Annotated in this window: 8 protein-coding genes; 5 read left to right on the top strand and 3 right to left on the bottom strand. The window is 68.7% G+C overall.

The features are described from left to right. Positions 1–24: 24 nt before the first annotated feature. Positions 25–1,356 (bottom strand): MFS transporter, encoded by a 1,332-nt coding sequence (locus AC1DB8_RS08215; protein WP_476892736.1) that lies wholly within the window; start codon positions 1,354–1,356, stop codon positions 25–27. Positions 1,357–1,390: 34 nt separating this feature from the next. Further along, entirely contained in the window at positions 1,391–2,329 is a 939-nt protein-coding gene (locus AC1DB8_RS08220; RefSeq protein ID WP_441418849.1) for a proteasome assembly chaperone family protein, read from the bottom strand. Positions 2,330–2,664: 335 nt separating this feature from the next. Here AC1DB8_RS08220 and AC1DB8_RS08225 point away from each other — a divergent pair, with 335 nt between their 5' ends. The 5 genes from AC1DB8_RS08225 to AC1DB8_RS08245 all read left to right on the top strand — a co-directional run bounded on the left by AC1DB8_RS08225 (position 2,665) and on the right by AC1DB8_RS08245 (position 8,910). Beyond that, positions 2,665–4,191, top strand: a complete 1,527-nt coding sequence (locus tag AC1DB8_RS08225; RefSeq protein ID WP_476892737.1) for a leucyl aminopeptidase — start codon at positions 2,665–2,667, stop codon at positions 4,189–4,191. 311 nt (positions 4,192–4,502) lie between these two features. After that, positions 4,503–5,888 carry a dihydrolipoyl dehydrogenase gene (gene lpdA / locus AC1DB8_RS08230; RefSeq protein ID WP_441418851.1) on the top strand — a complete coding sequence of 462 codons (1,386 nt, stop codon included), beginning with the start codon at positions 4,503–4,505 and terminating at the stop codon, positions 5,886–5,888. Positions 5,889–6,014: 126 nt separating this feature from the next. Next, positions 6,015–7,799 (top strand): 2-oxoglutarate dehydrogenase, E2 component, dihydrolipoamide succinyltransferase, encoded by a 1,785-nt coding sequence (gene sucB, locus AC1DB8_RS08235; RefSeq protein WP_441418852.1) that lies wholly within the window; start codon positions 6,015–6,017, stop codon positions 7,797–7,799. A gap of 96 nt (positions 7,800–7,895) precedes the next feature. Further along, positions 7,896–8,246, top strand: coding sequence for a hypothetical protein (locus AC1DB8_RS08240; protein WP_441418853.1), 351 nt, complete (start codon positions 7,896–7,898; stop codon positions 8,244–8,246). A 235-nt stretch (positions 8,247–8,481) separates the two neighbouring features. Next, positions 8,482–8,910: an OsmC family protein gene (locus tag AC1DB8_RS08245; protein WP_441418854.1), complete on the top strand. Its 429-nt coding sequence runs from the start codon at positions 8,482–8,484 to the stop codon at positions 8,908–8,910. Between the two features lie 71 nt (positions 8,911–8,981). Here the strand turns inward: AC1DB8_RS08245 and AC1DB8_RS08250 are convergent, their stop codons facing one another. Further along, positions 8,982–12,575: a S41 family peptidase gene (locus tag AC1DB8_RS08250; RefSeq protein WP_476892738.1), complete on the bottom strand. Its 3,594-nt coding sequence runs from the start codon at positions 12,573–12,575 to the stop codon at positions 8,982–8,984. Positions 12,576–12,622 lie beyond the last annotated feature (47 nt).

Genomic DNA, 12,622 nt, shown 5'->3' on the forward strand with positions numbered 1-12,622 from the left:
AGTTTCCTTATGTGGACAAGTCCGTCAGGGCGTACGGCGGCGTTCCGCGACGAGCCGGCGCTGCTGGGCCAGGGCCTTGAGCAGCGGCGGCACGATGACGCCCTGCGCGGCCATCTGACGGCGCACCTTCCGCCGGGTGATGAGGATGGCTGCGGCGCCCACCGCCAGCAGCAGGAACTGCACGCTCAGCGCGATCCGGAAGGCGCCGAGGCTGTACAGCCCGCCCGGCGAGGCGCCGGCCAGGTGCAGCGCGTCCAGGGCCACCCCGATCAGGTAGATCGACAGCAGAGCGGCGATGAACCCGCCGACATTGACAATTCCGGTGGCCGTCCCGATCCGGTGCGCCGGGTTGAAAGTCCGGGCAAAGTCGAAACCGATCATAGAGCCGGGTCCGCCGATGGCCAGGACCACCACCAGGCCGGCCAGCAGCCATAGCGGCGAACGGCCCGGCTGGAGCAGCACTGCGGCCCAGGCGGCTGCCGTGGCACCGGAGATCAGCAGCACCATGGTGGATCGGCGCAGCGGGTGGCGGGCCACGAAGCTGCCCATCAGCGGCCCGGCGGCGATCGCCGCCGCCACGTAGAGGGCCATCAGCGCCGACACGGTGCCGGCCTCCAGCCCCTGGGCCGAGATCAGGAACGGGTAGCCCCAGGTCATGGCGAAAACGGTGCCGCTGAACTGCACGGTGAAGTGGCTCCACAGCCCCAGCCGGGTGCCCGGCTGCTTCCACGCCCGGGAGAGTGAAACGCCGGTGGCGCGCAGGCCCTGCGACGGCTCCGGCGCCGGGTGTCCGGGCGGCAGGTCCTGCAGCAGCAGCACCGTCAGCACGACGGCGAGCCCGGACATGCCGGCCAGGGTCAGGAACGCCGGGGTCCAGCCGGCCGAGTGCAGGATCATCGCGAACGGCACCACGGAAAAGAGCTGGCCGAGCTGGCCGGACATGCCGGTCAGCTGGGTCAGCAGCGGCACCCGGGACGGGGCAAACCACAGCGGGATCAGCCGGATCACGGAGATAAAGGTCATGGCATCGCCCGCGCCCACGAGCACGCGGCCCAGGACGCCGCCCGGGATGCTGTCGGCGAACGCGAGCTGGAGCTGGCCCAGGCCCATCAGCAGGGCGCCGCCGGCGATCATGGCCCGGGAGCCAAAGCGGTCGACCAGGACGCCGACCGGGATCTGCAGGCCCGCGTAGACCAGCAGCTGCAGCACGGTGAAGAAGGAGATTTCGGCGGCGCTGGCATGGAAACGGGCCGTGGCTTCCAGCCCGACGACACCGAAGGAGGTGCGCTGGCTGACCGCCACCAGGTATGCGAAGATCCCGATAATCCAGATCAGCCAGGCGCGGGGGGAGGTCACTCCCCCATTATGCCCCGGACGTCATAAATAGTATTTATTCGCCGGGTTCTTTACGGGCCAGGTAGGCCTCGACGGCGGCGCCCAGCGCGTCGGCGTTCGGGATCTGGTCGTTCTCGTCGGCGAGCAGCGACCGGCGCACGGTTCCCTCCGCCTTCTCGTCGTACCGTGTCTCCAGCCGGGAGACGACCTGCTGGACTTCTTCGGAGGCATTGATTTGTTCGGCAATCTGCCGGCCGACTTCCCGGCCCGCCTCGCGGAGGCGGTCCGTGGGAAGCATCAGCGAGGTGGCCGCACCCAGGTACTCCAGTCCCGCGACGGCGGCCGTCGGGTATTCGGCCTCGGCCAGGTAGTGCGGGACATGGATCACGTAGCCGGCGATGTTCCGGCCTGCCTCGACGAGGCGCAGTTCAAGGATGTGGCCGACGGCGGCAGGAACCTCGACGGTGGGCTTCCAGACCGAGATCCCCTCGATCAGCTCCGGCCGGTTGCCGTGCACGGTGACACCGACCGGCCGGGTGTGCGGCACCGGCATCGGGATGGAGTGGATCCAGGCCGCCAGGTTGACGTCCAGTTCCTCCACGATCCCCACGACGGCGCGGGCGAACCGTTCCCACTGCAGGTCCGGCTCGAACCCGGCCAGCAGCAGGAAGGGGTTCCCCAGCCCGTCGATCAGCCGGTACAGGGCCAGGCGCGGCGCCTGGTAGTCCTGCAGGTGGTCCTCGACGAAGCTCACCTGCGGGCGCCGGGAGCGGTAGTCGATCAGCTGGTCGGCGTCGAACTCGGCGACGAGTTCGGAGTCGAGGGTGTCGAGCAGTTCCGTGGTGATCTGGCTCACCACATGCCCGGCGTCAGCGAAACCGGTGAAGCCCATAAGCAGGTTCAGCCCGTGCAGTTCGGGGCTGCGGAACAGCGCGTCATCACGGACGTAGAGCGTTTCAGGGTCCAGCAAGGAGCCGGAAATCCGTTCCATCACGACATGTTCCTTTCGCAGTAGCAGGTGGGCGGCAGCAGCCGCCGTGGCGGACCGTCGGGTCGATGCGCAGACAAGGCCCGCGCGCAGACGGTTCCCGAAGTGCCGATACCAGCTACAACGCGCCGTCGGCCGGGGGAATTCCTGCCCCGAGTGTGTGCCAGCTCTCATTAAATTGAACTCCGGCGCCGGGGAGAGACTACGATCGGAACTGGCCTTATAGACGGCCTTGCAGACACCCGGTTGCGTGCAGTGCCGACGGTGGCTCAGGTACCCATGGCAGGGCGCCGAACATGCAGTTCCTGCCGAAAAATCACAGAGAATTGAGGACTGTCCTCGTGGTCAAGAATACCGAAGTCAAACTCAGTGCGATCGCCGGAGACTTGAAGAAGTCCCCGTCCGACGCCCTAGTCGTGGGCGTGGGACAGGGCACCGACGGCCCCGTGCTGCTGGACAACCCGCTAACGGCCAAGGCGGCCGAGGCGCTGGCCGAGTCACTGGGCGTTCTTGGCCTTACCGGTGCCGCCGACCAGGCGCATCGCCTCCCCGGCCTGCCGGAAGCTGGAGCTTCCGTCCTGGTCCTCGCGGGCGTCGGCAAGGTTTCCGCGGGCACCCCGCTCTCCGAGGAGGCACTGCGCCGCGCGGCCGGCTCGGCCGTCCGCCAGCTCGCCGGCGTCGCCACTGTGACCCTCGCGCTCCCGACGCCGGACCTTGCCGCCGTCGCGGCTGTTGCCGAAGGTGCCGCGATGGGCGCCTACTCCTTCAACGAGTACCGCTCCACCAAGGACGGCCTCAAGGATCCGGTCAAGAGTGTCCGCATCCTCACCGACTTCGCCGCGGACAAGGCGCTGGCACCGGTGCTGGAGCGCGCCGCCCTGATCGGCAAGGCCGTCAACGCCACCCGCTCGCTGGTCAACCAGCCGCCGAGCCACCTCTACCCCGAAACGTTTGCCGACGCCGCCAAGGAACTGGCCAAGGGCCTGCCGGTCAAGGTGACCGTCTGGGACGAGAAGCGCCTGGAGAAGGACGGCTTCGGCGGCATCCTCGGCGTCGGCAAGGGTTCCACCCGCCAGCCGCGCCTGGTCAAGGTCGAATACGCCCCCGCCAAGGCCACCGCCAAGATCGCGCTGGTGGGCAAGGGCATCACCTTCGACACCGGCGGAATCTCGCTCAAGCCGCACCTCGGCATGGGCGACATGAAGTCCGACATGGCCGGCGCCGCCGTCGTGCTGAACACCGTTCTGGCCCTCGCGGAACTGGGCCTGCCGGTCAAGGCGACCGCTTGGCTGTGCATCGCGGAGAACATGCCTTCCGGCGCCGCGCAGCGTCCCGCCGACGTGCTGACCATCTTCGGCGGCAAGACCGTCGAGGTCCTGAACACCGACGCCGAGGGCCGCCTGGTCATGGCCGACGGCATCGTCGCCGCCAGCCAGGAGTACCCGGACGCGATCATCGACGTCGCGACCCTCACCGGCGCCCAGCTGATCGCCCTCGGCGACCGCACCGCCGGCGTTATGGGCTCGGACTCCGTCACCGGCGCGCTCAAGGCCGCGGCGGACCGCGCCGGCGAACTGGTCTGGCCGATGCCGCTGCCCGAAGAGCTGCGTCCCAGCCTGGACTCGCAGGTCGCGGACATCGCCAACATCGGCGAACGCCACGGCGGCATGATGACGGCCGCGGTGTTCCTGCGCGAGTTCGTCGGCAAGGGCAAGGACGGCGAGCAGATCCCGTGGGCCCACATCGACATCGCCGGACCGTCCTTCAACAACGGCAGCCCCTACGGCTACAACCACAAGCAGGGCACCGGCAGTACCGTGCGCACCTTGGTGGCCTACGTCGAGGACATCCTCGCCCAAGCCGTCTGAGCGGGGCCGCCGGCGGGCGTCCGGAACCACCGGTCCTGAAGCACTGTCCGTTCACGCGGCCTTGCGGCCACGGGGCTGATACCCCGGCCACAGGGCCGCGTGACACTGGACACAAGCGCTCCACAAACGCCATGGCAAGGTGGAGCATGTATTAGTGGTTCGCTAAGGTGAACCGTAGTTTCACAGCAATTAGCTTCATAGAAGCAATTCCAAACGAAAGGGAACCGGCCTGCTGGCATAATCACGGCAGACAGTTCCAAGACCAGATGATGCGTACTCTCGTGTCATCGTTCACGCGAGGGAGCGTTTTAGTGGCCGATCAGGCAACTGCGCAAGAATTCGACATCCTGGTACTCGGCGGCGGCAGCGGCGGCTACGCAACTGCGCTCCGCGCCGTCCAGCTCGGCCTTACCGTCGGACTCATCGAAAAGGGAAAGCTCGGCGGCACCTGCCTGCACAACGGCTGCATCCCCACCAAGGCCCTGCTGCACTCCGCGGAACTGGCCGACCACGCCCGTGACTCCGCCAAGTACGGTGTCAACGTGACCCTGGACGGCATCGACATCAACGCCGTCAACGCCTACAAGGACGGCATCATTGCCGGCAAGTTCAAGGGTCTCCAGGGCCTCATCAAGGGCAAGAAGGGCATCACCGTCATCGAGGGTGAGGGCAAGCTCCAGGGCTCCGACACCGTCGTCGTGAACGGCACCGCGTACAAGGGCAAGAACATCGTCCTCGCGACCGGCTCCTACTCCCGCACGCTGCCCGGCCTCGAAATCGGCGGCAAGGTCATCACCTCCGACGAAGCCCTCACCATGGACTTCATCCCCAAGAGCGCCATCATCCTCGGCGGCGGCGTGATCGGCGTCGAGTTCGCTTCCGTCTGGAAGTCCTTCGGGGTCGACGTCACCATCATCGAAGGCCTGCCCTCCCTCGTCCCGAACGAGGACGCGACCATCGTCAAGGCGTTCGAGCGTGCGTTCAAGAAGCGCGGCATCAAGTTCTCCACCGGCACCTTCTTCCAGGGCGTCGAGCAGAACGACGACGGCGTCAAGGTCACCCTCGTCGACGGCAAGACCTTCGAAGCGGACCTCATGCTGGTCGCCGTCGGCCGCGGCCCGGTCACCGCCAACCTTGGTTACGAAGAAGCCGGTCTGACGATCGACCGCGGCTTCGTCATCACCAACGAGCGCCTGCACACCGGCGTCGGCAACATCTACGCCGTGGGCGACATCGTCCCGGGCGTCCAGCTCGCGCACCGCGGCTACCAGCAGGGCATCTTTGTGGCCGAGGAAATCGCCGGCCTCAAGCCGGTTGTCGTTGAGGACGTCAACATCCCCAAGGTCACCTACTCCGAGCCGGAGATCGCCACCGTCGGCTACACCGAGAAGGCCGCCAAGGCCAAGTTCGGCGACGACCAGGTCGAAACCCAGGAATACAACCTCGCCGGCAACGGCAAGAGCTCCATCCTGGGCACGTCCGGCCTGGTCAAGCTGGTCCGCCAGAAGGACGGCCCCGTCGTCGGCGTCCACATGATCGGCGCCCGTATGGGCGAGCAGATCGGCGAGGCCCAGCTGATCGTGAACTGGGAAGCCTACCCGGAGGACGTGGCCCAGCTGGTCCACGCCCACCCGACGCAGAACGAGTCCCTGGGCGAAGCCCACCTCGCCCTCGCCGGCAAGCCCCTGCACGGCTAGCAGTTCCGCCCGCAGCACCGCAAGAACTCCGTGTTTAGTGCACCCGGCCCGAAAAACCGGGTGCACTAAGCTCGAACAAGGCAGCAACCATCCGCACTAAAGATCAATAAGGAGAACGGGGACGACATGTCTGAATCCGTTAACTTGCCCGCCCTCGGTGAGAGCGTCACCGAAGGAACCGTCACCCGCTGGCTCAAGCAGGTCGGTGACCGGGTAGAGGTGGACGAGCCCCTGCTCGAAGTTTCCACCGACAAAGTAGACACCGAGATCCCCTCTCCGATCGCCGGCGTGATCGAGGAAATCCTCGTCGCCGAAGACGAGACCGCTGAAGTCGGAGCACCTCTGGTCCGCATCGGCGACGGCTCCGGCTCCGCCGAGGCTGCCGCTCCGGCCGCCGAGGAAGCGCCGGCCGAATCGCCGTCCGCTGCCGAGGCCCCGGCCCCCGAAGCCGAAACCCCCGCCCCGGCCGCCGAGGCTGCCGCTCCGGCACCCGCCGCGGAGGCCGCGCCGGCCGGCGAAGGCCACGAGGTCACGCTCCCCGCCCTGGGCGAAAGCGTCACCGAAGGTACCGTCACCCGATGGCTCAAGAGCATCGGTGACACTGTCGAAGTGGACGAGCCGCTGCTGGAAGTTTCCACGGACAAGGTCGACACCGAGATCCCGTCTCCGGTCGCCGGCACGCTGCAGGAAATCCGCGTTGCCGAGGATGAAACGGCCGAGGTCGGCTCCGTCCTCGCCGTGATCGGCTCCGGCGCTGCCGCACCGGCCGCTGCTCCGGCTCCGGAGGCTCCCAAGCAGGAGGCGCCGAAGCAGGAAGCTCCCAAGCAGGAGGCCCCGGCTCCGGCCGCGGCTCCCAAGCAGGAAGCCCCCGCGGCACCCGCTCCGGCCGCCGCTCCCCAGCAGGAAGCCCCCAAGCAGGAGGCCCCGAAGCAGGCAGCCGCCCCCGCCGCAGCTGCGACTCCTGCCGAGTCCGGCTACGTCACTCCCCTGGTCCGCAAGCTCGCCAACCAGCAGGGCGTGGACATCTCCTCGCTGACCGGCACCGGCGTCGGTGGCCGGATCCGCAAGCAGGACGTGCTGGCCGCAGCCGAGGCCAAGGCCGCTCCGGCGGCCGCAGCTTCCGCGCCGGCCGCGTCGTCCGCAGCCCCGGCAGCAGCGTCCCCTGCAGCATCTGCTGAGGCCTCGTCGCTGCGCGGCACCGTGCAGAAGGCCCCGCGGATCCGCCAGGTCATCGCCCGCCGCATGCGCGAGTCGCTGGACATCTCCACCCAGCTGACCCAGGTGCACGAGGTGGACATGACCAAGGTCGCCAAGCTGCGGGCCAAGGCCAAGAACTCGTTCCAGGCGCAGAACGGCTCCAAGCTGACCTTCCTGCCCTTCATTGCCAAGGCCGTCGCCGAGGCCCTGAAGCAGCACCCGAAGGTCAACGCCTCCTACGACGAGGACAAGCAGGAGATCACCTACCACAACGCCGAGCACCTGGCGATTGCGGTGGACACCGACAAGGGCCTGCTGGTTCCGGTCATCGCCGACGCCGGCAACCTGAACCTGGCCGGCCTGGCCGGCAAGATCGCCGACGTCGCGGACCGCACCCGCAACGGCAAGATCGGCCCGGACGAGCTCTCCGGCGGAACCTTCAGCATCACCAACATCGGTTCCGTGGGCGCCCTCTTCGACACCCCGATCATCAACCAGCCGCAGGTGGCCATCCTCGGCACCGGCGCGATCGTCAAGCGCGCCGTCGTGGTCTCCGATGAGAACGGCGACGACTCGATCGCCATCCGTTCGATGATGTACCTGTCGCTGACGTACGACCACCGCCTGGTGGACGGCGCCGACGCAGGACGCTTCCTGCAGACGCTGAAGGCACGCCTTGAAGAAGGCGCGTTCGAAGCAGACCTCGGCCTCTAGCGGCCAGCTCATCCATCTGGGTGAGAGAAGGGCACCTCCCCGCAAGGGAAGGTGCCCTTCGCTCTTTATGGACACTTTGTCGCTAAGCTAGGTCCCATGAACATCGTCTATAACATCATGGTCTTCCTGCACATCATCGGCGCCGCCATGATCGTGGGTATCTGGATCGCCCAGATGAAGAACCCCACCGTGCACCCGCGCCAGTTCGACGGCGCCGCCCTCCAGCTCATCACCGGCATTGTCATGATGGGGCTCATCCCGGCCCTGAACATGGACGCCAACTACGCCAAGCTCGGCCTCAAACTGGTGATCGCCCTCGCCGTGGCCGTGCTCGCGTTCATCGGCAGCCGCAAGTACAAGAAGGACGAGCCGGTCAGCAGGGGCCTCGCCCACAGCGTTGGCGGCCTGGCGCTGCTTAACGTCGCCATCGCCACCCTCTGGCAGTAGGCACCCGACCGCAGCGACGGCGGCGTACCCCCAACCGGGGTGCGCCGCCGTCGTCGTTAACCCGTTCCTCCCGGCGGGACAGCGGCTGGGCTTTATCCCTGCCGCCCCGCCATGTCGAGGCAATTCTCTGACAGCGGACACCGGGTGCGGCGACCGGACCGAGTCCCTAGGATGGGACACGGCAGGATCCGCTTACCTGGCCGGATCGCTGACTCAACGACGCTGAGGAGTGGACATGGCAACAACACGCACCGCACACACTGTATGGAACGGCGACCTGATGTCGGGGGCGGGCAACACCAGCCTCGACAGCTCCGGGCTCGGCAACTTCGACGTCACCTGGAAGGCCCGCGCCGAAGCGGCCGAGGGGAAGACCAGCCCGGAAGAACTGATCGCCGCCGCGCACTCCGCATGCTTCTCGATGGCATTCAGCCACGCCCTGGCGCAGGCCGGCCACACGCCGGAGGAAGTCAACACCAAGGCCGACGTCACGTTCGAACCCGGCACCGGCATCACCGGCAGCCACCTCACCCTGAACGCCCGGGTGCCCGGCATCTCCGAGGAGGAGTTCCAGCGCATCGCCGAGGACGCCAAGACCGGCTGCCCGGTCTCGGCTGCCCTGACGGGCATCAAGATCACCCTGGACGCCACCCTGGCCGCCTAGCAGCCGGCAACCGCAGATACACGAAGGCCCCCGCCCCGGATTGTCCGGAGCGGGGGCCTTCGCCGTGTGCGCTAGTTGCCCTGCCGGCGGGCCGGCAGCGGGGCGGGCCGCACCGTGCGGTAGCCCTCGCGGAGCGGCGGGCGGTCGGTGGGAAGCTCCTGGATCATTTCCTTGAGCGCGCCGATGCCGTATTCGAGCTGCGGGTCCGTGCCGGCCGCATAGGCGTGCGGCGGGAAGGAGACCTCGATGTCGGGGGCAACACCGTAGTTTTCTACGCCCCAGCCCACGCCGCCGGTGAACCAGGTGGCGTAGCGCGGCTGGGTGACCCCGGTGCCGTCCGCCAGGGCGAACCGGTTGTCGATACCGACGACGCCGCCCCAGGTCCGGGTGCCGATGACCGGTCCGATCCCGCGCAGCTTGGAGACCTGGGTGATGATGTCGCCGTCGGAGCCGGCAAACTCATCGGTGAGGATGATGACCGGGCCGCGCGGTGCGTGGTGCGGATAGGTGCGCGGACGCTCGCCGCGGGGCATGCTCCAGCCGGTCACCTTGCGGCCGATCAGCTCCGCGACGAGCTGCGAGGTGTGGCCACCGCGGTTGCGGCGGACATCCACGATCAGGCCGTCGAGGGAGGTCTCGGTATCCAGGTCGCGGTGCAGCTGCGCCCAGCCGTTGGCCATCATGTCCGGTATGTGCAGGTAACCGAAGGTGCCCTGCGAGGCTTCCCGCACGGTGCGGCGGTTGGACGCGACCCATTCCTGGTAGCGCAGCCGTTCCTCGTCCTTGACCGGCACGACGGCGACGCGGCGCTGCTCCCCTGCCCGGGCGCCGTGGCCGGCACCGTTGCGCAGGGTCAGTTCCACGGCGCGGCCGGCGGCTCCGGCCAGCTGCACGGCCGGCGTCAGCGACGCCGAGAGTTCGACGCCGTCGATTGCCAGCAACACATCCCCGGGCCGCGCGTCCACGCCCGGCCGGGTCAGCGGCGAGGTGGCCAGCGGGTCCGAAGATTCCCCGGCCAGGATGCGGGTGATTTCCCAGCCCTCGCCGGTGAACGCGAGGTCGGCGCCGAGGCGGCCCTGGCCGTTGCTGCCGTTCTCCGTCACCAGGGCGGGGCGGACGTAGGCGTGGGAGGTTCCCAGCTCGCCGTGAAGTTCCCAGAGCAGGTCCACGAGGTCATCGTGGGAGCCGAGCCGGTCCACGATCGGCCGGTAGCGGGCGTGCACCGAATCCCAGTCCTGGCCGGCCATGTCCGCGGTCCAGAAGAAGTCGCGCTGCAGGCGCCAGGCCTCGTCGAAGGCCTGGCCCCACACACTGACCGGGTCAAGCCGGACCCGGATGCGGTTCAGATCCACCTTGACCAGTTGGCCGGATTCCTCGTCGGCCTTCGATGCCGCGGGCGAGACACGGATCTGCTTGTCCTGGACCAGGACGACCTTTTCGCCGTCGCCGGTGAGCCGGTAGCTGTCCAGCGCGTCGACGATCGTGGTGGCTCGGCGCTTGGCGAGGTCGAAGCGGACCAGGCTCGGGGCGGCGTTCTTGTCCTCCAGGCTGGCCCGGCCGTCGCCGGTCACGCCGGCCAGCTCGTGGTCGAGCCAGAGCAGCGCGCCCGCGGTGGCGGCTAGGTCCGAGTAGTTGCCCTGCGGGACCGGGACGCTGATGACGCGGTGCGCCAGGCCCTCGGCGTCGACCCTGACCGGCGCGGCGGTTTTGGCTGCGTCTCCGGCACCGCTTTCGGCGGCGGCCCCGTCCCGGGAATCCTCCGAGTCTTCGGGGAGTGCGACGCTCGGCCCGAACGGGGACGGTGTGTCGGCTGCCAGGGCCACGAGGTAGGGCTTGATCGGACTCGGGAAGGACAGGTCGAAGGAGTGCCCGTCGTACACCGGGTCGAAGCTGCGGTTGGACAGGAAGGCCAGGAATTTGCCGTCCGGGGTGAACGCCGGCGACTCGTCCCGGAAGCGGCCGTCGGTGACGTCGATGATCGCAGGCTTATCCGCCCCGGCCGCGGCGGGCGTTGCCGTTCCTGCCCGATCGATCCGGGCCAGCCGCAGCCGGGTCCTGGAGCCGAAGGAGGTGACCGGCTCGGCCCAGCCCAGCCACGCCGAGTCCGGAGACCAGCTGAAGCCGTCGATGCTGCCCTCGCCGATGCTGCTCAGCAGCGACAGGGCGCCGGTGCGGGTGTCTGCGAGGAAGATATCGCCGAAGGAGGTGCCGACGGCGATCCAGTTGCCGTCCGGGCTTGCCTCCACCGCGCTGGCCCGGCTGGGCTTCGGGAAGTCGATCCGGGTCGGTCGACCGCTGTCGGCTTGCTCCGGCGCGGAGCCGCCACCCGAAGAGGCGCTGCCGGAGGCGGCATCCGCGACCACCACCGGCACGGCCTCGGCAGCGGCGACGACGGCGGTCGCCGGCGCGGCGTCGGGGCGGGTGAGGGCGGCAGCGGAGACTGGCCGCGGCAGCGGAGTCCCGCCGTCGGCGTCCTGCCCGGCCTCCGCGGCGGCGGCCGGTGCGGGGGCCTGCACCTGGTTGCCGGATGCTTGGCCGCCGGATGCGTGGTTGCCGGATCCGTGGCCGCCGTGCACGGGCGCGGCGATGGGCTTGAGGTAGAGCGCCTCGGCGCCCTCGTGGTCCGCGATGTAGGCGATCCGGCCGGCACCGAAGGGGCGCGGCAGTCGTGCCCGGACACCCGGAGTCGCCTCGAGGATGCGCGACGGACCGTCCTTGTGCCGCAGCCAGTGCAGGGTGCCGTGGGCTTCCACAGCGCTGGAGTCGCCGGTGTGGTCCGGGATGACGTCACCGAGGTGGCGGGAGGGCTTCAGCGCCGACGAGCGCCGGGCCTGCGAAGCGGAGCCGAGCGTGACGTCGAGCTTGACCGCGTCGGCGTCGAGACCGGCCAGCAGCCAGAGTTCGCCTGCGGACTCAAAGACCACCCGTTCACCGTCGGTGGCCGCGTGCCGCACGTAGAAGTCCTCGTGGTCCGTGTGGCGGCGGAGGTCCGTGCCGTTGGGCAGCACGGAATACAGGTTGCCGTAGCCCTCGTGGTCGGAGAGGAAGGCGATCCGGCCCTGGACCCACATCGGGTCGGTGAGGTTGCCGTCAAGTTCGGGCGCGAGCCGCTCGAATTCGCCGTTGCCGTCCGCGTCGATCCACAACTTCCCGGCGGCGCCGCCCCGGTACCGCTTCCACCAGGCCGGTTCACGGGAGAGCACACTGGCCAGCACCACGGGCCGTTCATCCCCGACGACGGTGCCGTAGGCCACGGACTCGACCGGTCCGTAGGGCAGCTCCTCGGCCCAGCCGCCGTCGACGGGCAGGCTGTAGGCGTGCGTGAGGCGGCTGTCCGCCTGCCGGAAGGCGCTCGTGACCACCACGTCGCCGTCCGGGGTGAAGCCCTTGACCTTGGTGGAGCTGTGGCCGAAGTAACTGAGCTGGCGGTACCCGCCGCCATCGACGTCCGCCGTGACAACCTCCGGGGCGGTCCCCTGGACGACCGTCCAGACCAGGCGCTTTCCGTCGGGGGTGAACCGCGGGTTGCGGGCCGGCAGCTGCAGCGAGGAGACCCGCCAGGCGCGGCCTCCGTCGAGGGGCGCGATCCAGACGTCGTCCTCGGCCACGAAGGTGACCAGATCGCCATGCAGATGCGGGAAACGGAGGTAGCTCGAAGAGGTCATCGTTCGATCATAGTCAAAACCTCCCCTAGCCCCGGGGAGGTTTCCCT

Source organism: Arthrobacter sp. 10N410 (assembly GCF_056394945.1).